The 22232-nt window shown below is 57.4% G+C and carries 19 protein-coding genes and 2 tRNA genes; 1 reads left to right on the top strand and 20 read right to left on the bottom strand.

Going from position 1 to position 22232, the window contains the following annotated elements:
- Nucleotides 1-51: 51 nt before the first annotated feature.
- The 15 genes from pnp to rlmE all read right to left on the bottom strand — a co-directional run bounded on the left by pnp (nucleotide 52) and on the right by rlmE (nucleotide 15353).
- Nucleotides 52-2157, bottom strand: coding sequence for a polyribonucleotide nucleotidyltransferase (gene pnp / locus QFW87_RS03990; RefSeq protein WP_007942868.1), 2106 nt, complete (start codon nucleotides 2155-2157; stop codon nucleotides 52-54).
- Between the two features lie 197 nt (nucleotides 2158-2354).
- Complete coding sequence (rpsO, locus tag QFW87_RS03985; protein WP_003176135.1) at nucleotides 2355-2624, bottom strand: 30S ribosomal protein S15; 270 nt, start codon at nucleotides 2622-2624, stop codon at nucleotides 2355-2357.
- 117 nt (nucleotides 2625-2741) lie between these two features.
- A complete protein-coding gene (truB, locus tag QFW87_RS03980) occupies nucleotides 2742-3659 on the bottom strand; it encodes a tRNA pseudouridine(55) synthase TruB (RefSeq protein WP_283182913.1) in 918 nt (305 codons plus the stop codon).
- A 3-nt stretch (nucleotides 3660-3662) separates the two neighbouring features.
- Nucleotides 3663-4064 (bottom strand): 30S ribosome-binding factor RbfA, encoded by a 402-nt coding sequence (gene rbfA / locus QFW87_RS03975; protein ID WP_008149016.1) that lies wholly within the window; start codon nucleotides 4062-4064, stop codon nucleotides 3663-3665.
- Between the two features lie 159 nt (nucleotides 4065-4223).
- Entirely contained in the window at nucleotides 4224-6752 is a 2529-nt protein-coding gene (gene infB / locus QFW87_RS03970; protein ID WP_283182912.1) for a translation initiation factor IF-2, read from the bottom strand.
- A gap of 27 nt (nucleotides 6753-6779) precedes the next feature.
- Nucleotides 6780-8261 carry a transcription termination factor NusA gene (gene nusA, locus QFW87_RS03965; RefSeq protein WP_008024459.1) on the bottom strand — a complete coding sequence of 494 codons (1482 nt, stop codon included), beginning with the start codon at nucleotides 8259-8261 and terminating at the stop codon, nucleotides 6780-6782.
- A gap of 47 nt (nucleotides 8262-8308) precedes the next feature.
- A complete protein-coding gene (gene rimP / locus QFW87_RS03960; protein ID WP_010463487.1) occupies nucleotides 8309-8767 on the bottom strand; it encodes a ribosome maturation factor RimP in 459 nt (152 codons plus the stop codon).
- A gap of 138 nt (nucleotides 8768-8905) precedes the next feature.
- Nucleotides 8906-8982 (bottom strand) — tRNA-Met (locus tag QFW87_RS03955).
- Nucleotides 8983-9078: 96 nt separating this feature from the next.
- A tRNA-Leu gene (locus tag QFW87_RS03950) sits at nucleotides 9079-9164 on the bottom strand.
- A gap of 22 nt (nucleotides 9165-9186) precedes the next feature.
- A complete protein-coding gene (secG, locus tag QFW87_RS03945; protein ID WP_010463489.1) occupies nucleotides 9187-9570 on the bottom strand; it encodes a preprotein translocase subunit SecG in 384 nt (127 codons plus the stop codon).
- Between the two features lie 4 nt (nucleotides 9571-9574).
- Nucleotides 9575-10330 carry a triose-phosphate isomerase gene (tpiA, locus tag QFW87_RS03940; RefSeq protein ID WP_283189866.1) on the bottom strand — a complete coding sequence of 252 codons (756 nt, stop codon included), beginning with the start codon at nucleotides 10328-10330 and terminating at the stop codon, nucleotides 9575-9577.
- Nucleotides 10331-10396: 66 nt separating this feature from the next.
- Nucleotides 10397-11734, bottom strand: a complete 1338-nt coding sequence (gene glmM / locus QFW87_RS03935; RefSeq protein WP_134422046.1) for a phosphoglucosamine mutase — start codon at nucleotides 11732-11734, stop codon at nucleotides 10397-10399.
- A 16-nt stretch (nucleotides 11735-11750) separates the two neighbouring features.
- Nucleotides 11751-12602 carry a dihydropteroate synthase gene (folP, locus tag QFW87_RS03930; RefSeq protein ID WP_283182910.1) on the bottom strand — a complete coding sequence of 284 codons (852 nt, stop codon included), beginning with the start codon at nucleotides 12600-12602 and terminating at the stop codon, nucleotides 11751-11753.
- 8 nt (nucleotides 12603-12610) lie between these two features.
- On the bottom strand, nucleotides 12611-14521 hold the full coding sequence (ftsH, locus tag QFW87_RS03925) for an ATP-dependent zinc metalloprotease FtsH (protein WP_033053619.1): 1911 nt from the start codon (nucleotides 14519-14521) through the stop codon (nucleotides 12611-12613).
- Nucleotides 14522-14720: 199 nt separating this feature from the next.
- The gene (rlmE, locus tag QFW87_RS03920; protein ID WP_003177853.1) at nucleotides 14721-15353 is read right to left on the bottom strand and encodes a 23S rRNA (uridine(2552)-2'-O)-methyltransferase RlmE; all 633 of its coding nucleotides are present in this window, start codon (nucleotides 15351-15353) and stop codon (nucleotides 14721-14723) included.
- Nucleotides 15354-15459: 106 nt separating this feature from the next.
- Here rlmE and QFW87_RS03915 point away from each other — a divergent pair, with 106 nt between their 5' ends.
- Nucleotides 15460-15768 carry a YhbY family RNA-binding protein gene (locus tag QFW87_RS03915; protein WP_008005472.1) on the top strand — a complete coding sequence of 103 codons (309 nt, stop codon included), beginning with the start codon at nucleotides 15460-15462 and terminating at the stop codon, nucleotides 15766-15768.
- A gap of 9 nt (nucleotides 15769-15777) precedes the next feature.
- Here the strand turns inward: QFW87_RS03915 and QFW87_RS03910 are convergent, their stop codons facing one another.
- The 5 genes from QFW87_RS03910 to dapB form a co-directional block, all read right to left on the bottom strand.
- Nucleotides 15778-16182: an MFS transporter gene (locus QFW87_RS03910; RefSeq protein WP_283182909.1), complete on the bottom strand. Its 405-nt coding sequence runs from the start codon at nucleotides 16180-16182 to the stop codon at nucleotides 15778-15780.
- A gap of 28 nt (nucleotides 16183-16210) precedes the next feature.
- On the bottom strand, nucleotides 16211-16687 hold the full coding sequence (greA, locus tag QFW87_RS03905) for a transcription elongation factor GreA (protein WP_223487885.1): 477 nt from the start codon (nucleotides 16685-16687) through the stop codon (nucleotides 16211-16213).
- On the bottom strand, nucleotides 16684-19905 hold the full coding sequence (gene carB / locus QFW87_RS03900) for a carbamoyl-phosphate synthase large subunit (protein ID WP_095129503.1): 3222 nt from the start codon (nucleotides 19903-19905) through the stop codon (nucleotides 16684-16686). Before carB ends, greA begins: the two co-directional genes overlap by 4 nt.
- Before the next feature lie 119 nt (nucleotides 19906-20024).
- Nucleotides 20025-21161 carry a glutamine-hydrolyzing carbamoyl-phosphate synthase small subunit gene (gene carA / locus QFW87_RS03895; protein ID WP_283189865.1) on the bottom strand — a complete coding sequence of 379 codons (1137 nt, stop codon included), beginning with the start codon at nucleotides 21159-21161 and terminating at the stop codon, nucleotides 20025-20027.
- 259 nt (nucleotides 21162-21420) lie between these two features.
- A complete protein-coding gene (dapB, locus tag QFW87_RS03890) occupies nucleotides 21421-22227 on the bottom strand; it encodes a 4-hydroxy-tetrahydrodipicolinate reductase (RefSeq protein ID WP_283189864.1) in 807 nt (268 codons plus the stop codon).
- Nucleotides 22228-22232 lie beyond the last annotated feature (5 nt).

The raw sequence follows: 22232 nt of genomic DNA, 5'->3' as shown, positions 1-22232 counted from the left end.
TTCACTGCGGGGCATTTTTTACAACGTTGAAGCGGTCAGGCGTGGGAGTGATTAAACACCCGAAGCCTTGGCTGCTGCTACGTCTTTGATGGACAGCTTGATACGGCCGCGGTTGTCCACGTCCAGTACCAGTACTTCCACTTCCTGGCCTTCTTTCAGGATGTCGGTCACTTTCTCTACGCGAGCGTCGCTCAGCATCGAGATGTGAACCAGACCGTCCTTGCCAGGCAGGATGTTGACGAATGCGCCGAAGTCGACGATGCGCTCAACCTTACCAACGTAGATCTTGCCGATTTCAGCTTCTGCGGTGATGCCCAGAACGCGCTGACGTGCTGCTTCAGCCGCTTCCTTGGTTTCGCCGAAGATCTTGATCGAGCCGTCGTCTTCGATATCGATCGAAGCCTTGGTCTCTTCACAGATCGCACGAATGGTCGCGCCGCCTTTACCGATGACATCACGGATTTTGTCGGTGTCGATTTTCATCGCGATCATGGTCGGAGCGTTTTCCGACAGTTCGGTACGCGACTGGCCAATGATCTGGTTCATCTGACCGAGGATGTTCAGGCGCGCTTCCAGGGCTTGGCCCAGAGCGATTTCCATGATTTCTTCGGTGATGCCCTTGATCTTGATGTCCATCTGCAGCGCGGTAACACCTTTGGCGGTACCGGCTACTTTGAAGTCCATGTCGCCGAGGTGGTCTTCGTCACCCAGGATGTCGGTCAGGATGGCGAATTTCTCGCCTTCTTTAACCAGCCCCATGGCGATACCGGCAACCGGTGCCTTCATCGGAACGCCGGCATCCATCAGAGCCAGGGAAGCGCCGCAGACCGAAGCCATGGAGCTCGAACCGTTGGATTCGGTGATTTCCGACACAACACGGATGGTGTACGGGAACACGTCAGCGGCAGGCAGCATGGCTGCAATCGAACGACGGGCCAGACGGCCATGACCGATTTCGCGACGACCAGCACCACCCATGCGACCACACTCACCTACCGAGAACGGAGGGAAGTTGTAGTGCAGCATGAACGGGTCTTTTTTCTCGCCTTCCAGGGTGTCCAACAGCTGTGCATCACGGGCGGTGCCCAGTGTTGCAACGACCAGAGCCTGGGTTTCGCCACGGGTGAACAACGCCGAACCGTGGGTCTTCGGCAGAACACCGACTTCGATGTTCAAAGGACGTACGGTCTTGGTGTCGCGACCGTCGATACGTGGTTTGCCGTTTACGATGTTTTCGCGAACGGTGCGGTATTCGATTTCGCCGAAAGCCGCTTTGACTTCGCTGGAGGAAGGCTGACCTTCTTCACCGGACAGCTTGGCAACCACCTGGTCTTTCAGTTCGCCCAGACGAGCGTAACGGTCGGCCTTGATGGTGATGGTGTAAGCCTGGGAGATCGCGTCGCCGAACTCGGCACGGATAGCGCCCAGCAGAGCGGTGGCTTCTGGTTGAGGAGCCCAGGTCCAGGTTGGCTTGGCAGCTTCGGCAGCCAGTTCTTTAACGGCGTTGATCACCACCTGGAACTCGTCGTGAGCAAACAGTACCGCGCCCAGCATCTGGTCTTCAGTCAGCTCTTTGGCTTCCGATTCAACCATCAACACGGCTTCCGAAGTACCGGCAACGACCATGTCCAGGCTCGAAGCTTTCTGTTGTTCGTAAGTCGGGTTCAGCAGGTAGCCGGTGCTTTCGTGGAACGCAACGCGGGCAGCGCCGATCGGGCCATCAAAAGGAATGCCGGAAATGGCCAGCGCAGCCGAGGTACCGATCATCGCAGCGATGTCCGGATCGGTCTTCTTGCTGGTGGAAACGACGGTGCAGACAACCTGCACTTCGTTCATGAAGCCTTCTGGGAACAGCGGACGGATCGGACGGTCGATCAGTCGGGAAGTCAGGGTTTCTTTCTCGGAAGGACGGCCTTCACGCTTGAAGAAACCGCCAGGGATCTTACCGGCAGCGTAAGTTTTTTCCTGGTAGTGAACAGACAGAGGGAAGAAGCCCTTGCCTGGATCAGCTTGCTTGGCGCCGACCACAGTCACCAATACGCTGACGTCGTCGTCAACGGTGACCAATACTGCGCCGGAGGCCTGACGGGCGATACGGCCAGTCTCGAGGGTAACGGTCGACTGACCGAACTGGAATTTTTTGATTACCGGGTTCACGGTGTCCTACCTTCTTTTGTGGCTCTTGGGGAACTTGTCTTCTTGCGAAATTCTTGGGCAACACCGGGAATCGGCCCGACTGTCATTGTCCAGGTAAAGCAGGTATCCAGATAAAACTTGAGGCTGGGAGCCTGCCATACGCCAGCGGGAAACCCACTGACGTACGACAGACAACCAACCTCTAGCGCAATCGCTTATTAGCGACGCAGACCCAGGCGACCGATCAGAGCCTGGTAACGACCCAGATCCTTGCCTTTCAGGTAGTCCAGCAGCTTACGACGCTGGTTTACCATGCGGATCAGACCACGACGGGAGTGGTGATCTTTACCGTTGGCCTTGAAGTGACCTTGCAGCTTGTTGATGTTGTGGGTCAGCAGTGCAACTTGCACTTCTGGCGAACCAGTGTCACCAACAGCTTGCTGGTAGTCAGCTACGATTTGAGCTTTTTCTTGAACGTCGAGAGCCATGAGGCAATCCTTTTATCAGGAAACTGTTTCAAAGAAACAGCTTCAACAGGCCAGGGACAAATCCCTGTATCTAAAAATGAGTAGTGACCGTGCCTGTTAACAGCCACCCTCGTTCGGTCATTCTGACCGAATCAGTCGACGTGGCGCGATGCGCCCGTCTTCGCTCACCTCACCGATACCGATGAAGCGACCATTGTGATCCTGTACCCGTACCATGCCGAACTTCGGTGCATCCGGGGCTCGTACCGGTTGGCCGTTAAGCCAGTAGAACGAGCTGTGCTCCGAGAACTGCAACAGTGGCCAATCCAGCAGACCGCTGTCCGATGGCATCAGGAAGCGATCGACCGCTTCGTTGCCGCCTTCGGCATGCACCGCTTCCAACTCTTCAAGCGTGACCGTCTGGGCCAGCGTGAAAGGCCCGGCCTGGGTACGTCGCAGTCCAGCAACGTAAGCGCCACAACCGAGTTGCTCACCGATATCCTCCACCAGGGTGCGGATATAGGTACCTTTGGTGCAATCCACTGCAAGCCGCGCAGTATCACCTTCAAAGGCCAGTAATTCCAAGCGCGTAATAGTAACAGAACGCGGTTCGCGCTCCACTACTTCACCTGCCCGGGCCAGCTTGTACAACGGCTGGCCATCACGTTTGAGCGCCGAGTACATGGGCGGTATCTGACTGATTTGCCCACGAAATTTCGGCAGTACTGCTTCGACATCGGCGCGACCAACGGTCACCGGGCGCTCCAGCAACACATCACCCTCGGCATCGGCCGTGGTGGTGGTCTTGCCCAGTTGCGCCAGGGTTTCGTAACCCTTGTCGGAATCGAGCAGATACTGCGAAAACTTGGTGGCCTCACCGAAGCACAACGGCAACACGCCGGTGGCCAGCGGATCGAGACTGCCGGTGTGCCCGGCCTTCTCGGCGTTCAGCAGCCAGCGGACCTTCTGCAACGCCGCATTGGAGGTGAACCCCAGTGGTTTGTCGAGCAGGATGATGCCGCTGACGTTACGACGGATACGTTTGACCTGAGCCACCGATTACTCCTTGGTGTCTTCGGCTTCTGCCGCAACCGGATGCTGATTGTCTTCAGCTACTGCACGTTCGATCAATGCCGACAGATGAGCACCACGCACGACGCTTTCGTCGTAGTGAAAGTGCAACTGCGGAACGCTGCGCAACTTCATTTCGCGAGCCAACTGCATGCGCAGGAAACCGGCGGCGGAGTTGAGCACCTTGATGCTTTGCGCGATGTCTTCGGCGTTGTCCTGCCCCATCACGGTGATGAAGATCTTCGCGTGACCGACGTCACGGCTGACTTCAACAGCGGTAATGGTGACCAGGCCGACACGCGGGTCTTTGACTTCACGACGGATCAGCTGTGCCAGCTCACGCTGCATCTGATCGCCGATACGTTGGGTACGGCTGTATTCTTTTGCCATGTCTTGTTACCTGTTACTGCCCTACGGTGAAACCCGAAGGGTCTGAAAGCGGCAAACGCCCGGCCTGACAAAAGCCAGACCGGGCGTTGCGTTTAGAGTCCTGACGCCGTGCCGCGCACTTGCATGCGGCGGCTCGCCGTGGCCCTTGAAGTGCGCGAGTTAGAGGCTGCGAGCAACCTGAACCTTCTCGTAGACTTCGATCTTGTCGCCAGCTTTAACGTCGTTGTAGCTCTTCACGCCGATACCGCATTCCATGCCGGCACGTACTTCGGAAGCGTCATCCTTGAAGCGGCGCAGGGATTCCAGCTCGCCTTCGAAGATAACGATGTCTTCACGCAGTACACGGATTGGACGGTTACGGTGAACAACACCTTCGATAACCATGCAACCGGCGATCGCGCCAAACTTCGGCGAACGGAACACGTCACGCACTTCAGCGGTACCCAGGATGTTCTCGCGAACATCGCTGCCCAGCATACCGGTGAGGGCTTTCTTGACGTCTTCGATGATGTCGTAGATTACGTTGTAGTAACGCATATCCAGACCTTCCTGCTCGACGATCTTGCGAGCGCCAGCATCGGCACGCACGTTGAAGCCAAACAGTACAGCGTTGGAGGCCAGTGCCAGGTTGGCGTCGGACTCGGTGATACCACCGACACCGCCACCGACAACACGCACTTGCACTTCGTCGTTACCCAGGCCGTTCAAGGCGCCGTTCAACGCTTCCAGCGAACCACGGACGTCAGATTTGAGGACGATGTTAAGCGTCTTCTTCTCTGCCTGGCCCATGTTCTCGAAGATGTTTTCAAGCTTGCCGGCGTGAGCGCGAGCCAGTTTGACCTCGCGGAACTTGCCTTGACGGAACAGAGCCACTTCGCGGGCTTTCTTCTCGTCCGACAGCACGCTCATCTCGTCGCCAGCGTCCGGGGTACCGTCCAGGCCGAGGATCTCGACAGGGATGGAAGGACCCGCTTCTTTGATTGGCTTGCCGTTCTCGTCGAGCATGGCACGTACACGGCCATAGTTCGAACCGACCAATACCATGTCGCCTTGACGCAGGGTACCGTCTTGAACCAGAACGGTTGCAACCGGACCACGACCCTTGTCGAGACGCGATTCAACCACGACGCCACGGCCAGGAGCCGAAGGCGTTGCTTTCAGTTCCAGAACTTCGGCTTGCAGCAGAACGGCTTCGAGCAACTCGTCCACACCCGTACCGACTTTCGCCGAAACCGATACGAACGGGGTGTCGCCGCCCCACTCTTCCGAGGTCACACCGTGAACCGACAGTTCGCTACGGATGCGATCGAGATCAGCGCCCGGCTTGTCGATTTTGTTCACTGCAACTACCAGTGGAACACCGGCAGCCTTGGCGTGCTGGACCGCTTCAATGGTCTGCGGCATTACGCCGTCGTCCGCTGCAACGACCAGGATCACGATGTCAGTTGCCTTGGCACCACGAGCACGCATTGCGGTAAACGCAGCGTGACCCGGGGTATCGAGGAACGTGACCATGCCGCGATCAGTTTCAACGTGGTACGCACCGATGTGCTGGGTAATACCGCCGGCTTCGCCTGCAGCTACCTTGGCACGACGGATATAGTCGAGCAGCGAGGTTTTACCGTGGTCAACGTGGCCCATTACGGTCACGACCGGTGCACGGGAGAACGTCTCACCTTCAAACTTCAGGGACTCGGCCAGGGAATCTTCCAGGGCGGTGTCACTGACCAGGGTCACTTTGTGGCCCAGCTCCTCAGCTACCAGTTGAGCAGTTTCCTGATCGAGCACCTGGTTGATGGTCGCTGGCGTACCCAGTTTGAACATGAACTTGATGATTTCAGCAGCCTTGACCGACATCTGCTGGGCGAGATCGCCGACAGTGATGGTCTCGCCTATCTGCACATCACGCACGACAGGGCCGGTTGGGCTCTGGAAACCGTGAGCGTTGCGTTTCTTCAGCTTGGCCTTGCCGCGACCACCACGACGGAAGCCATCGCTTTCTTCGTCGGTAGTACGTGGGGCAACGCGTGGAGCAGGCGCTTTCTCTTTGACCGAAGCACGATGCGGAGCGTTTTTGCGCTCGCCATCGCCACTGCCACGACGACTGTTATCGTCGGCACGTGGTTTGTCCGGACGGCGCTGTTCGTTCTGCTTGTTGCGAACATCGGCAGACGGCGCTGGTGCAGCAGCCACAACCGGCGCGCTTTCACGTACTGGCTCGGCAACTGCAGCAGGTGCTGCAACGGCGTCGTTAGTAGCGGATTGCGCAGCAGCAGGCTGGCGACGCGCTTCTTCTTCGGCGCGACGCTTGGCTTCTTCTTCAGCCTTCTGACGTGCAGTATTTTCTACTGCTCGACGTTCTTCCAGTTCGCGTTTGCGCTCGGCTTCGATTTCTTCCGGGCTGCGCTGTACGAAAACTTTCTTTTTACGTACTTCAACACTGATGCTTTTGCTGCCAGCAACACGCAGGGTGCTGGTGGTTTTACGCTGCAGTGTGATCTTGCGTGGTTCTTCCACTTTCGCCTTGTGGCTGCTTTTCAAGTGAGTCAGCAAAGATTGCTTCTCACTGTCAGTCACATGTTCTTCGGCGGCGGTGTGCGGCAGACCTGCCTCACGCATCTGCTGCAACAGGCGCTCTACCGGTGTTTTGACCTCATCGGCCAGTTGTTTCACCGTGACTTGCGTCATGCACTTCTCTCCTCAGGCCGCGCCTAATTACTCGAACCAGTGGGCTCGGGCGGCCATGATCAACTTGCCGGCACGATCATCGTCAATGCCGTCGATGTCGAGCAGGTCGTCAATAGACTGCTCGGCCAGGTCTTCGCGGGTAATTACGCCGCGCACCGCCAGTTCCATCGCCAAATCCTTGTCCATACCCTCAAGCGAGAGCAGGTCTTCGGCCGGATGGGCGTCTGCCAGCTTTTCCTCAGTAGCGATGGCTTTGGTCAACAAACGATCCTTGGCGCGAGCGCGAAGCTCGTTGACGGTTTCTTCGTCAAAGCCGTCGATGTTGAGCATTTCTTCCAACGGTACGTAGGCAATCTCTTCCAGGCTGGTAAAGCCTTCATCTACCAGCACCTGTGCCAGGTCTTCGTCGACTTCCAGCTCGTCGATGAAGTTGCGCAGGATGTCGCCGGTTTCTGCTTGCTGCTTAGCCTGGATGTCCGATTCGGTCATCACGTTCAGGGTCCAGCCAGTCAACTGGCTAGCCAGACGCACGTTCTGACCACCCCGACCAATGGCCTGAGCCAGATTGTCTGCGCCAACGGCGATGTCCATTGCATGGGCATCTTCGTCAACGATAATTGCCGCCACTTCAGCCGGCGACATTGCATTGATCACAAACTGAGCCGGGTTGTCGTCCCACAGGACGATGTCCACACGCTCGCCGCCCAACTCACCCGACACTGCCTGGACGCGCGAACCGCGCATACCGATGCAAGCGCCTTGCGGGTCGATGCGTTTGTCCTTGGAGCGGACCGCGATCTTGGCGCGCGAACCCGGATCACGGGACGCAGCCATTACTTCGATCAAGCCTTCAGCGATTTCCGGCACTTCGATGCGGAACAACTCGATCAGCATTTCCGGCGCAGTACGCGACAGGATCAGCTGCGGGCCGCGGTTCTCGGTGCGGATTTCCTTGAGCAGCGCACGCAGACGCACGCCAACCCGGAAGGTTTCGCGAGAAATGATGTCTTCACGAGCCAGCAACGCTTCGGCGTTGTTGCCCAGGTCGACGATCACGTTGTCGCGGGTCACTTTCTTCACGGTGCCGGAGATGATTTCTCCCAGGCGCTCGCGATAGGCATCAACGACTTGAGCGCGCTCGGCTTCGCGAACTTTCTGCACGATGACTTGCTTGGCAGTCTGTGCAGCGATGCGGCCGAACTCAATGGACTCGATCTTTTCTTCGACTACATCACCAACCTGAGCACCAGGATGCGTTTCTGCAACCTTGCTCGGCCAGGTTTCGATGGCCGGATCGTCCAGGTCTGCTTCTTCGACGACAGTCCAGCGACGGAATGTCTCGTAAGCACCGGTGTGGCGATTGATTTCCACACGCAGATCGACTTCGTCCTCGAAACGTTTTTTGGTAGCAGTGGCCAGAGCCAGCTCCAGCGCTTCAAAAATTACGTTTGCCGGTACGCCCTTTTCATTGGATACCGACTCAACAACCAGCAGTACTTCTTTGCTCATCGTACGCCTCGCCTTTCGCAAGCCATTGGATCCGCGGGATCCGCGTCTCAGTCAAAACTGGGAATAATGTTGGCCTTGTCGATCATATCGATCGGCAACAGGAACTCATGGTCTTCTACCTGCACCACGACGTCCTGCTCTTCTACACCGCGCAGAAGGCCCTGAAAGTTGCGTCGGCCTTCAAAAGGCGAGCGCAGCTTGATCTTCACTTGTTCACCGGCAAATTTTGCAAACTGCTCAATAGTGAACAGCGGGCGTTCCATGCCAGGCGAGGAAACTTCAAGGGTGTATTCAACGGCGATTGGATCTTCAACATCCAGAACACCGCTGATCTGACGGCTGACAATGGCACAATCGTCCACCAGCACACCGCCCTCTTTATCGATATAAACGCGCAACATTGAGTGGCGACCTTGAGCCGAAAACTCAATACCCCAGCATTCATAGCCTAGGGCCACGACCACCGGGGCCAGCAAGGCCTGCAACTCTTCTAGCTTGCTCGACACCTGAACCCCCTCGTGCATGTATGTGCATGCTGTGCAAAATAAAAAAATGGGCGAAACGCCCATCCTTGAAACGCCGTCGAACAGCGGCGTTGAAAGTATCCAGCTAACAAAAAGCCCCTTAAAAGGGGCTCCTTAAACTGGTTGCGGGGGCCGGATTTGAACCGACGACCTTCGGGTTATGAGCCCGACGAGCTACCAGACTGCTCCACCCCGCGACAAAGCTGGGGCGGAAGTATACGACCGATCCCTGACAGGGTCAATGTAACCTTCCACCTACAAGAAAGCCCGCAACAGCGGGCTCTCCTGATAATTGGTACCGAGAAGGGGACTCGAACCCCTACACCCTATGGGCACAACCACCTCAAGGTTGCGTGTCTACCAATTCCACCACCTCGGCAATACTACGTTTGAAACCCTTCTTACTTTTGCTCTTGAGCTGGAGGCACGTCAGTCGCTGGAGTAGCCGACTTTTGCTCTTGAAGCACCGGTACATCATCAGAAGCCGGTTGTTGCTTTGGAACTTCCAACACCGCTGGATTTGGCAAACCTACTTGAGTCAGCTGTTGAGCCTTCTCTTTAGCAAAGTAACCTAACCCTAAGCTGGTTATGAAGAAACCGGCGGCAAGTATAGCAGTAAACTTACTGAGAAAGGTAGAGGAACCTTGGCTTCCGAACACAGTATTTGAAGCACCTGCTCCGAAAGACGCGCCAGCATCCGCACCTTTACCCTGCTGCAGCAATACCAGAGCAACTACGCCCAACGCACCCAGCAGATGAAAAACGACTACGACTGTTTCCAGCATTTTTTCAGTTTCCCGCGGCGCGACAAATCGCACCGAACTCATCTGCATTCAGGGAAGCTCCACCAATGAGCCCCCCATCGATATCCGGCATGCCGAACAGTTCGACCGCATTGGCCGCCTTCACGCTGCCGCCGTATAGAAGCCGCACACCTTGTGCGACCTCAGAATTCTCTGCCGCCAACTGAGCGCGAATGGCTGCATGCACATCCTGCGCCTGTTGCGGCGAAGCAGTCAGCCCGGTACCAATGGCCCAGACCGGCTCGTAAGCGATTACTGCCTTTGCAAAGGCACCAACACCCAACTCCTCTATGATACTGCCTAGCTGACGCCCGACAACCTCAAGAGTTTTTCCAGCTTCGCGCTCTTCAAGGGTTTCCCCTACGCACAACACCGGAATCAAGCCGCATGCCTGTGCCGCTGCGAACTTGCGAATCAGCACTCCGCCCTGCTCACCCATTATCTGGCGGCGCTCGGAGTGCCCGACAAGTACCAGGGAACAACCTGCATCCACCAACTGACTCGGCGCAACTTCACCGGTCAACGCACCTTGCATGGATTCCACCGCAGAGTTCTGCGCGCCGACCGAAATCGACTTTCCTTCCAAGCCATCAATCACTTGATTGATATGCAAGCAAGGCGGGAATACCGCTACATCAACATCGCTCGGCAAGGCCAGATGACGAAGGCCATTGATCAGCTCAGCGACGCTGGCGCGGGTACCGTGCATCTTCCAGTTACCAGCTACCATAGGGCGACGCATGCTGTACCTCGTCGGTCAAAGTGGGCGCAGATGTTACCCAACACAATCATGGCTGGCAAGCCGAAATCAGGCAGAAACTTCAGTAACCAGTTTTGCCAGCTCTTCGGCGTAGCCGCGAACCTGTGTTTCGTCCTCGCCTTCGACCATGACCCGCACCAGAGGCTCCGTCCCGGACTTGCGCAACAGCACGCGCCCACGACCAGCCATAGCCTTGGTAACGCGCTCGCTTGCCTCCTTGACGGACGGATGATCAAGAGGGCTCGCACCGCCGCCGAATCGTACATTGATCAGCACCTGAGGGCACTTGCGCAGCGCCTGACGCGATTGTGCCAGCCCCTCGGAGCGGGTCTTCAGCGCCATCAATACCTGCAATGCGGCAATGATCGCGTCACCGGTGGTGGTGTGGTTGAAGCAGACAATGTGGCCCGAATTTTCACCACCCACCAGCCAATCGCGCTCCAGCAACTCGGAGATTACGTACCGGTCGCCAACATTGGCCCGCACAAAAGGAATTGCCAGATCCGCCAGGGCCAATTCCAACCCCAGGTTACTCATCAGCGTACCGACCACCCCCCCCTGCAACTTACCCTGCTCATGCAGGTCGCGAGCAATGATGAACAGCAACTCATCTCCGTCGACAACAGTACCGGTATGATCAACCATCTGAACGCGGTCACCATCACCATCAAAGGCGATACCCAAATCAGCATGCTCGGCCAATACAGCAGCTTGCAGCGGCCCCATATGGGTCGAACCGCAATTTTCATTGATGTTCAGGCCGTTAGGATGAGCAGAAAGCACAACGACATCGGCCCCCAGCTCCCGGAATACACTAGGCGCCACCTTGTAGGTAGCGCCATGGGCGCAGTCGATCACGATCTTCAGGCCCGCGAAGCTGGTGCCGGTCGGGACACTGCTTTTGCAGAATTCTATATAACGGCCTGAAGCATCGTTGATACGCGATACCTTGCCGATCTTGCTCGACTCAACCACAGTCATTGGGGTATCGAGCAATTCTTCGATCATATGCTCGACTTCATCCGGAAGCTTGGTGCCCTTCCCGGAGAAAAACTTGATGCCATTGTCATCGTGAGGGTTGTGCGAGGCACTGATCACGATGCCCGCTTCGGCCTGGAAGGTACGAGTCAGGTAGGCGATGGCCGGTGTCGGCATCGGCCCCAGGAGCATGACATCAGCACCTGCCGAAGTAAGCCCGGCCTCGAGCGCAGATTCGAACATATATCCGGAGATCCGAGTGTCCTTGCCCACCAACACCTTGCAGGCGCCCATTTTGCGGAACGCCATACCAGCAGCCCAGCCAAGCTTGAGCATGAAGTCAGGGGTAATCGGATATTCTCCGACCCGACCACGAATGCCGTCGGTGCCAAAGTATTTCTTAGTCATAAGTACTCCATCATTCTTATTCGGCTGATTCCACTGCAGCGATCATCCGCACCACATCGACGGTTTCGGCCACATCATGGACGCGCAATATACGCGCGCCCTTGACCGAAGCCAGCGCTGCAAGCGCCAGACCACCATGCAGACGCTCGCCAACTGGACGATTCAATGCCTGACCTATCATGCTCTTTCGCGAGACCCCGACCAACAGGGGCCGCCCCAAGGCATGCAGGGCCTCCATATGCTTGAACAAGCTTAGATTGTGCTGCAAGTTTTTTGCGAAGCCAAAGCCCGGATCAAGGATGATCCGATCCGCTGTAATTCCTACCGACGCACACTGAGCCATGCGCTCGGCTAGGAACTCGCCCACCTCTTTCGTGACGTCCTGATACTGCGGATTATCCTGCATGTCGCTCGGCTCACCGAGCATATGCATCAGACAGACCGGCAGGCCAGTGGCTGCGGCCGCATCCAGCGCGCCATCGCGCCGCAGCGAGCGCACATCATTGATCAACCCCGCGCCAAGTCGTGCGGCTTCGCGCATCACAGCTGGCGTGGAAGTGTCGACCGAGATAATTACATCCAGCTCGCGGTGTATTCGCTCGACGACCGGAGCTACGCGCTCAAGCTCTTCCAGCGGTGAAACCACCCTGGCACCCGGCCGGGTCGATTCGCCACCGACATCAATCAACGTCGCGCCGGCCGCCACCATAGCCTCAGCGTGGCGCAAGGCCGCATCGAGCTGGCTATATTGGCCGCCATCAGAGAAGGAATCGGGAGTGACATTGAGAATACCCATGACGTGCGTCAGGGCTAAATCAAGAACCCGATTGCCGCAAGGCAATCGGGTCGAGGACTGAACAGAAGTCATTTCAAACCTTAAACGTCAGCAGCCGGACCGCCGATCGGTGTTTCCGGACGCGGATCCTGTGCCACCGGAGGAGTTCCGGAGGTACCGGTGCCGCCTGACCAGTCGCGAGGTTCACGAGGCGTACGACCCGCCATGATGTCGTCGATCTGATCAGCGTCGATCGTTTCGTACTTCATCAAGGCATCAGCCATGGCGTCGAGCTTGTCACGGTTATCGGTGAGGATCTGCTTCGCCGTGCCGTAGCACTGATCAATGATGCTGCGCACTTCGGAGTCGATCAACTTGGCTGTCTCACCGGAGAAGCTTGCACCCTGACCGCCACCGCCGCGACCAAGGAACACTTCGCCCTCTTCTTCTGCGTACATCAACGGGCCGAGTTTTTCCGACAAGCCCCACTTGGTTACCATGTTCCGTGCAATCTGGCTGGCACGCATGATGTCGTTTGACGCACCGGTGGTGACGCCGTCGAAGCCCAAGGTCATTTCTTCAGCAATACGACCGCCGTACAACGAGCAGATCTGACTGATCAATGCACGCTTGGACAGGCTGTAGCGATCTTCTTCCGGCAGAAACATGGTCACACCCAGCGCACGACCGCGCGGGATGATCGACACCTTGTAGACCGGGTCATGCTCAGGCACAACGCGCCCAACAATAGCGTGACCTGCCTCGTGGTAAGCGGTGTTCTGCTTCTCTTTTTCGGACATGACCATGGATTTGCGCTCGGCGCCCATCATGATCTTGTCTTTGGCCAATTCGAACTCTTTCATTTCGACGATGCGCTTGCCGGCACGGGCCGCGAACAACGACGCTTCGTTCACCAGGTTAGCCAGGTCGGCACCGGAGAAACCAGGGGTACCACGAGCGATCACAGCCGGAGCGACGTCGTCACCCATTGGCACTTTTCGCATGTGAACCTTGAGAATCTGTTCGCGACCACGGATATCTGGCAGACCAACGACTACCTGACGGTCGAAGCGGCCTGGACGCAGCAACGCAGGGTCCAGTACGTCCGGACGGTTGGTTGCAGCGATGACGATGATGCCGTCGTTCATTTCGAAGCCGTCCATCTCTACCAGCAACTGGTTGAGAGTCTGCTCGCGCTCATCGTGACCGCCACCCATCCCGGCACCACGATGACGACCGACGGCGTCGATCTCATCGATGAAGATGATGCATGGCGCGTGCTTCTTGGCCTGCTCGAACATGTCACGAACACGGCTGGCACCGACACCGACAAACATTTCGACGAAATCGGAACCGGAAATGGTGAAGAACGGTACTTTTGCTTCGCCTGCAATCGCTTTGGCGAGCAACGTTTTACCGGTCCCCGGAGGTCCCACCATCAGCACGCCGCGTGGAATACGGCCGCCCAGACGCTGGAACTTGCCCGGATCACGCAGGAACTCGACCAACTCACCGACTTCTTCCTTGGCTTCGTCACAACCGGCAACGTCACCCAAGGTGGTTTTCACCTGATCCTCGGAGAGCAGGCGCGCCTTGCTCTTGCCGAAGCTCATCGGCCCGCCCTTGCCACCGGCGCCGCCCTGCATCTGCCGCATGAAGAACATGAACACGGCGATGATCACCAGGATCGGGAAGCTTGCCACCAGGAGCTGAGTCCAGATGCTTTGCTGTTCAGGCTGCTTGCCTTCGACTACGACATGGTTGTCCACGAGGTCGCCGATCAGACCGTTGTCCTGGATTGCCGGACGAATGGTCTTGAAGCTGTCGCCATCGTTGCGTTTGCCGGTAATCACGTAGCCGTCAACCGCTACGCGCTCGACCTTCCCATCCTTGACCTGCTGGATGAAGTCGGAATAGTTGAGGGTCTGCGGCTCGTTAGGGCTGGAGAAGTTGTTCATCACTGTCACCAGGACAGCCGCGATGATCAACCACAGGATCAGATTCTTTGCCATATCGTTCAATTAACTACCCTCTGAAGCAAGCTCCGCTAATGGCGCGCGCTTCGCATGATATTCACCGGCCTAACTTACTACATTACCTACGGCTCTGGCAGGCGCCGTCTGTAACCCTTTGTGAAACACTTTCTGCACAATATTCGCTAATGCTCACGGGGCGAAATACGAAAAACCTATCACCCCGGTCAAAAACCTCTTATTCCTCACTGCGACCACGGAAACCACGGCCCAGCAGGTACTGCTCTCGGGAACGGTCGCGCGACGATTTCGGCTTGCGCGTCGTGACCTTCTCGAACTGCTTGCGCACGCTCTTGTGGTACTCATCGAAGCCTTCACCCTGGAAGACCTTGATCAAAAAATCACCACCTGGCTTCAACACCCGAGTCGCAAGATCCAGTGCCAACTCACACAGGAACATCGATCGAGGCATATCAACAGACGCCAATCCACTCATATTGGGGGCCATATCGGAAATCACAAGGTCCACCTCGTTTTTTCCGACCGCTTCGAGAATCTGCGCCAGTACGGCGTCCTCGGTGAAGTCGCCCTGAATGAAGGTCACATCCGGGATGCTGTCCATTTCCAGGATGTCGGAAGCGATCAGCGTGCCTTGCCCACCAATCAGACGACTGGTCACCTGGGACCAGCCACCCGGGGCGGCGCCCAGGTCGATCACGCTCATGCCTGGACGGATCAAACGGTCTCTTTCCTGAATCTCCAGCAGCTTGTAGCTGGCACGGGAGCGATACCCGTCTTTTTGCGCCATTTTCACGAATGGGTCGTTGAAATGCTCTTGCAGCCATTTAAGGCTTGTCTTGGAACGGGCCACGGGCCACCTCAAAAAATAAAACGGGTCGTGATTAACTGGGCGGTCCCGGACTCGCTCGGGTAAACTGGCCGCCGCTTTTTACAAGATCAGACGCAGGGGTCAGATTATGCCGCTCACTCAAGAGCAGAAGAAACAATACAAATCCATTGGCCACCATCTGAAACCAGTTTTAACTGTGGCTGACAACGGTTTGACTGAAGGTGTGTTAGCCGAACTTGAACGCGCTTTGGCGGATCACGAGCTGATTAAAATCAAGCTCAACATCCTCGATCGCGAGTCGCGCCTGGCGAACATCGCAGAACTGTGCAAGGTCGGCAAAGCGGACCTGGTTCAGGTCATCGGCAAGATGGCACTGATTTACCGCAAGAACTTCAGCGTCAACAAGCAGCTGTCGAACGTCCATCGCTTCAAGTGATGGCAAGGGTCAAGGGTGTGCTTCGCGCACCCTGCCACTCCATCCAGGCACCGGCTGCAACACCAGCACCAGCCCGGAAAAGCCCAGAACAAGATAGCTGAACACCTGCCAACGCACGGCATCTGGCCAGCCAATAAGCACCGCGGCATACATCGCACACGCATAAAGCGCCATCAGCAGCAGTTGCCCGCGAATATCGCGCCATAGACTGGCAAGGCCCTCGGTCTGAACCAGCACCAAAGCCTGAAAAATCACACACGTTGCGGCGAACCCCACCATCAGCGCATCAAGCATGCCTGCGATTTCGTCGATCAGCAGCGGTGCCAGGCCAATTTTGCCCAGCACCGGCAGCAGACCGATGTGCAACAGCCACAGACCACCAACCCACAACATCTGAGTCAGCTGCCAAAGCATGGCGCCCGCACGTAGCGGGCGCCTGCGCTTAGATGTGGCGAACTTCGACAATCTCGTACTCGATAACGCCGCCAGGCGTTTTCACGGCAACCACATCACCCTCTTCCTTGGCAATCAAGGCGCGGGCCAATGGCGAGCCGACCGAAATCTTGCCGAGCTTGAAGTCAGCCTCATCCTCACCAACGATGTGGTAAGTGACGCTTTCATCCGTCTCGACGTTGGCGATTTCAACGGTGGTGCCGAAGATCACCTTGCCGGTGTGAGGAATGGTCGTGACATCAATGATCACCGCGTTTTGCATGCGGCCTTCGATGTCGCGGATCCGCGCCTCGACCATACCTTGCTGCTCGCGAGCAGCGTGGTATTCGGCGTTTTCTTTCAAGTCACCCAACTCTCGGGCCGTACCGATGTCCTGGCTGAGCTTCGGACGGACGACCTTAGTCAGGTGAGCGTGTTCTTCTTCCAGGGCTTTAGCGCCCTGGACGGTCATTGGGTATTTGATCATGCCTTCAATCCTGCGTGTAGATCCTGCAAGCGGCGCACGGTCTTCTCGGGACCGAACTTCAGCGCTTCGCAGATAGCTTCGCCAGCAGCAATGGTAGTGGTGCAGTAAATCTTGTGCTGCAAGGCATTACGACGAATGGAGTACGAATCAGCGATCGACTGACGACCTTCGGTGGTGTTGATGATCAGGGTGACTTCGTCGTTCTTGATCATGTCGACCACGTGCGGACGACCCTCGGTCACCTTGTTCACACGACGCACTTTCAGGCCTGCGGCTTCGATCAGCTTGGCAGTACCGGCAGTGGCGACCACTTCGAAGCCCAAGTTGATCAGATCACGAGCCACGCCTGCAACCAGTGGCTTGTCGTCATCACGCACACTGATGAACGCGGTACCGCCGGTCGGCAGCACTTCGCTGGCACCCATTTGGGCTTTGGCAAACGCCTCACCGAAGGTGTCGCCCACGCCCATCACTTCACCAGTGGACTTCATCTCTGGGCCCAGGATCGGGTCCACACCAGGGAATTTGGCGAATGGGAACACCGCCTCTTTCACACTGTAGAAGTTCGGAATGATTTCTTTGGTGAAACCGATTTCCTTCAGGGTTTTACCGGCCATCACACGAGCCGCGATCATCGCCAGGGAAACACCAATGCACTTCGATACGAACGGTACGGTACGGGAAGCGCGCGGGTTGACTTCGATGACGTAGATGTCTTCGCCTTGCAGCGCCAACTGAACGTTCATCAGGCCGACAACGCCCAGTTCCAGGGCCATTTTCTTGACCTGTTCACGCATCTCGTCCTGGATGTGTGCAGGCAGCGAGTACGGCGGCAGGGAGCACGCGGAGTCACCGGAGTGAACGCCGGCCTGCTCGATGTGCTGCATGATCGCGCCGATCACCACGTCGGTGCCGTCGCAGACTGCATCTACGTCCATTTCGATGGCGCAGTTGAGGAAGTGGTCGAGCAGCACCGGGCTGTCGTTGGACACTTTCACCGCGTCACGCAGGTAGCGCTTGAGCTCTTCTTCTTCGTAAACGATTTCCATCGCGCGGCCGCCCAGTACGTAGGACGGACGAACCACCAGCGGGTAACCGATCTTGCTGGCCGCACGAATCGCTTCGTCTTCGCTGCGCACGGTGGCGTTTGGCGGCTGACGCAGGTTCAGGCGCTCGACCATTTGCTGGAAGCGCTCACGGTCTTCGGCACGGTCGATGGCGTCAGGGCTGGTGCCGATGATCGGCACGCCAGCTTCTTCCAGGGCACGAGCCAGTTTCAGCGGGGTTTGGCCGCCGTACTGGACGATCACGCCTTTCGGCTTCTCGACGCGGACGATTTCCAGTACGTCTTCCAGGGTGACTGGTTCGAAGTACAGGCGATCAGAGGTGTCGTAGTCGGTGGAAACGGTTTCCGGGTTGCAGTTGACCATGATGGTCTCGTAACCGTCTTCGCGCAGGGCCAATGCCGCGTGTACGCAGCAGTAGTCGAACTCGATGCCCTGGCCGATACGGTTTGGACCGCCGCCGAGGATCATGATCTTGTCGCGGCCCGACGGCGCGGCTTCACACTCTTCCTCGTACGTCGAGTAGAGGTAAGCGGTGTCGGTGGCGAACTCGGCCGCGCAGGTGTCAACGCGCTTGTAGACCGGGAAAATCTCAAGTTTGTGACGGTGGCGACGCAGAGCCTTCTCGGTCACGCCCAGCAGCTTGGCCAGACGCATGTCGGAGAAGCCTTTGCGCTTGAGGCGGAACATCACGTCGCGGTCGATGCTGGCCAGACCCAAGGTCTTGACCTTCTCTTCTTCCTTGATCAGATCTTCGATCTGCACCAGGAACCACGGGTCGATCATGTTCATGCCGAAGATGTCTTCGACCGACAGGCCGGCACGGAAGGCGTCAGCCACGTACCAGATACGCTCGGCACCCGGCACGGTCAGTTCGCGCTTGAGGATGCTCATGCTTTCCGGATTGCTCAGGTCGAGCTTCTCGTCCAGGCCGCAAACGCCCACTTCCAGACCGCGCAGAGCTTTCTGCAGGGATTCCTGGAAAGTCCGGCCGATGGCCATGACTTCACCCACCGACTTCATTTGAGTGGTCAGGCGCGCGTCGGCTTTCGGGAATTTCTCGAAGGCGAAGCGTGGCAGCTTGGTCACGACGTAGTCGATGGACGGCTCGAAGGATGCAGGAGTAGCGCCGCCGGTGATTTCGTTCTGCAGTTCGTCCAGGGTGTAGCCGATCGCCAGCTTGGCAGCGATACGCGCAATCGGGAAACCAGTGGCTTTCGAGGCCAGCGCCGAAGAGCGGGATACACGCGGGTTCATCTCGATCACGACCATACGGCCAGTGTCCGGGCAGATGCCAAACTGAACGTTGGAGCCGCCTGTTTCCACGCCGATCTCACGCAGTACCGCCAACGAGGCGTTACGCATGATCTGGTATTCCTTGTCCGTCAGGGTTTGTGCCGGAGCAACGGTGATCGAGTCACCGGTGTGCACGCCCATCGGGTCAAAGTTTTCGATAGAGCAGACGATGATGCAGTTGTCCTTCTTATCGCGGACAACCTCCATCTCGTACTCTTTCCAGCCGATCAGGGATTCGTCGATCAGCAGTTCTTTGGTCGGCGACAGGTCGAGGCCGCGGGCGCAGATTTCTTCGAACTCTTCACGGTTGTAAGCGATACCGCCACCGGTGCCGCCCATGGTGAAGGACGGACGGATGATGCACGGGAAGCCGAGCTTCTCGAGGACCACGTTGGCCTCTTCCATGCTGTGGGCGATACCCGAACGCGGGCAATCCAGGCCGATGGATTTCATCGCCTTGTCGAAGCGCGAACGGTCTTCAGCCTTGTCGATGGTGTCAGCGTTGGCGCCGATCATCTCTACGCCAAACTTCTCCAGAACGCCTTCGCGCTCCAGATCCAGTGCGCAGTTCAGAGCGGTCTGGCCACCCATGGTCGGCAGCAGCGCGTCCGGACGCTCTTTCTCGATGATCTTGGCAACGGTCTGCCATTTGATCGGCTCGATGTACGTGGCGTCAGCCATGTCCGGGTCGGTCATGATGGTCGCTGGGTTGGAGTTCACCAGGATGACGCGGTAACCCTCCTCGCGCAGGGCTTTACAAGCCTGGGCGCCGGAGTAGTCGAATTCGCAGGCCTGGCCGATCACGATCGGGCCAGCGCCGAGAATCAGGATGCTTTTAATGTCTGTACGTTTTGGCATGGGTTTGTCACTCAAATCCGCAGGTCAGTCGGCAAGCCGTCTTGTTCAATCTTTGAAGACCTGAGGGGGCCACCGTGTGTCGGGACCACCCTCAAGCTTTGCTGCATCAAGGCGAGCGATCAGCGTCGCTTGGCCATTTCATTGATGAAGCGATCAAACAGTGGTGCTACGTCGTTCGGGCCAGGGCTGGCTTCAGGGTGACCCTGGAAGCTGAAGGCGCTCTTGTCGGTACGCTCGATACCTTGCAGGGTGCCGTCGAACAACGATTTGTGGATCGCCCGAACGTTGGCTGGCAGGGTCGCTTCGTCTACCGCAAAACCGTGGTTCTGGCTGGTGATCATCACCACACCGGTATCCAGATCCTGGACCGGGTGGTTGGCACCGTGGTGGCCGTGACCCATTTTCAGGGTCTTGGCACCGGAGGCCAGGGCCAGCAGTTGGTGACCAAGGCAGATACCGAAGACCGGAATTTCGGTTTTCAGCACATCCTTGATCGCCTGGATCGCGTAATCGCAAGGCTCCGGATCACCAGGGCCGTTGGACAGGAACACACCGTCCGGTTTCAGAGCCAGAGCTTCAGCAGCTGGAGTTTGAGCCGGCACTACGGTCACGCGGCAACCGCGATCGACGAGCATGCGCAGGATGTTCAGCTTGACGCCGTAGTCGTAGGCAACCACGTGGTACGGCAGCTCAGAGGCTTCGATGGTTGCGTGGCTGTCGGTTTTCAGATCCCAGACAGTCGAGCGCCACTCGTACTTCTCTTTGGTGCTGACGACTTTCGCCAGGTCCATGCCTTTGAGGCCAGGGAAACCCTGAGCGGCGGCGATGGCGGCCTCTTCGGAAATGTTGTCACCGGCCATGATGCAGCCGTTCTGCGCGCCTTTTTCACGCAGGATGCGCGTCAGGCGGCGAGTGTCGATACCAGCGATTGCCACAACGTTGTTGGCTTTCAGGTAGTCGGACAGAGACATCGTGTTACGCCAGTTGCTCGCAACCAGTGGCAGGTCACGGATAACCAGACCCGCGGACCAGACGCGGTCGGACTCGGCGTCTTCCGGCGTGGTGCCGGTGTTGCCGATGTGCGGGTAAGTCAGGGTAACAATCTGTTGGGCGTAGGAAGGATCGGTAAGAATTTCCTGATAGCCGGTCATTGCGGTGTTGAACACCACCTCACCAACGGTTTGACCGTCGGCTCCAATGGCTTCGCCGCGAAAAATGCTGCCATCAGCAAGGGCGAGTATGGCTGGCTTAGTCAAGAAGACCTCCCGTAAATAAAGCCTGAAAGGGCGATCGCAGGTTGTAAAAAAGCGGAGTGACGTATGGACACGTCACCCCGCTTCTTCACCGAATAATTCTGCGCGCTTTTAGTGGACACACTAAAGCTGTAGCTTACAGAAAAAGGCATTTCTGGTCTACCGCCAATGAGCCTTAAAGGCCGGGGAATGCGACAGGACGTCGCTTGACGGAGTAAAACCGGGCTCAAACACACTATTTGAACCCGATTTCGGGCGCATCTTAACGCAGATCGAGTACGTCTTGCATGTCGTAAAGACCCGACTCACGACCGTCCAGCCACAACGCAGCACGTACCGCGCCCTTGGCGAAGGTCATGCGACTGGACGCTTTATGCGTGATTTCCAGTCGCTCACCCTCACAGGCGAACAGCACCGTATGATCGCCGACCACATCACCACCGCGAACAGTGGCAAAGCCGATCGTTTCACGCTCGCGAGCACCGGTATGACCTTCACGGCCATAGACCGCAACCTTCTGCAGATCACGATCCAGGGCGCTTGCGATAACTTCGCCCATGCGCAAAGCCGTACCTGAAGGAGCATCGATCTTGTGCCGATGATGAGCCTCGATGATCTCTATATCTGCATCGTCACCCAGCACACGAGCAGCCATGTCGAGCAGCTTCAGCGACAGGTTTACACCGACACTGAAATTGGCCGCGAACACGATCGGAATATCCTTGCCGGCCTCGGCCAGCAACTGCTTCTGTGCGGCGTCCAACCCCGTCGTGCCGATCACCATGGCCTTACCCGCCTTACGGCAGAACGCCAGGTTTTTCAGCATGACTTCCGGAAGCGTGAAGTCGATCAGCACGTCGAACTCATCAGTCACCGCGTCCAGATTGCCGGACAGTGGAACGCCGATACGCCCCAGCGACGCCAGCTCACCAGCATCCACGCCAATCAGCGTACTGCCGGGGCGTACGATGGCTGCCGTCAGCCCGGTCAGCGGCGCGCGTTGCTGCACCGCCTCGACCAGAATCTTGCCCATGCGCCCGGCAGCGCCCATCACAGCTATACGTCGCATGCCGA

The sequence above is a fragment of the Pseudomonas sp. PMCC200344 genome, from assembly GCF_030053095.1.
Lineage (GTDB): Bacteria > Pseudomonadota > Gammaproteobacteria > Pseudomonadales > Pseudomonadaceae > Aquipseudomonas > Aquipseudomonas svalbardensis.
The sequence above is the reverse complement of the archived record's forward strand: the minus strand, read 5'-3'. Positions and strand labels throughout refer to the sequence as shown.

What these genes read in the sequence shown, in the direction of transcription:
- ftsH (WP_033053619.1), bottom strand. Translation starts at nt 14,521, where the DNA reads ATGGCAAAGAATCTGATCCTGTGGTTGATCATCGCGGCTGTCCTGGTG.
- secG (WP_010463489.1), bottom strand. Translation starts at nt 9,570, where the DNA reads ATGCTGGAAACAGTCGTAGTCGTTTTTCATCTGCTGGGTGCGTTGGGC.
- rpsO (WP_003176135.1), bottom strand. Translation starts at nt 2,624, where the DNA reads ATGGCTCTCGACGTTCAAGAAAAAGCTCAAATCGTAGCTGACTACCAG.
- tpiA (WP_283189866.1), bottom strand. Translation starts at nt 10,330, where the DNA reads ATGCGTCGCCCTATGGTAGCTGGTAACTGGAAGATGCACGGTACCCGC.
- rbfA (WP_008149016.1), bottom strand. Translation starts at nt 4,064, where the DNA reads ATGGCAAAAGAATACAGCCGTACCCAACGTATCGGCGATCAGATGCAG.
- nusA (WP_008024459.1), bottom strand. Translation starts at nt 8,261, where the DNA reads ATGAGCAAAGAAGTACTGCTGGTTGTTGAGTCGGTATCCAATGAAAAG.
- QFW87_RS03915 (WP_008005472.1), top strand. Translation starts at nt 15,460, where the DNA reads ATGCCGCTCACTCAAGAGCAGAAGAAACAATACAAATCCATTGGCCAC.
- glmM (WP_134422046.1), bottom strand. Translation starts at nt 11,734, where the DNA reads ATGACTAAGAAATACTTTGGCACCGACGGCATTCGTGGTCGGGTCGGA.
- folP (WP_283182910.1), bottom strand. Translation starts at nt 12,602, where the DNA reads ATGACTTCTGTTCAGTCCTCGACCCGATTGCCTTGCGGCAATCGGGTT.
- dapB (WP_283189864.1), bottom strand. Translation starts at nt 22,227, where the DNA reads ATGCGACGTATAGCTGTGATGGGCGCTGCCGGGCGCATGGGCAAGATT.
- carB (WP_095129503.1), bottom strand. Translation starts at nt 19,905, where the DNA reads ATGCCAAAACGTACAGACATTAAAAGCATCCTGATTCTCGGCGCTGGC.
- infB (WP_283182912.1), bottom strand. Translation starts at nt 6,752, where the DNA reads ATGACGCAAGTCACGGTGAAACAACTGGCCGATGAGGTCAAAACACCG.
- QFW87_RS03910 (WP_283182909.1), bottom strand. Translation starts at nt 16,182, where the DNA reads ATGCTTTGGCAGCTGACTCAGATGTTGTGGGTTGGTGGTCTGTGGCTG.
- greA (WP_223487885.1), bottom strand. Translation starts at nt 16,687, where the DNA reads ATGATCAAATACCCAATGACCGTCCAGGGCGCTAAAGCCCTGGAAGAA.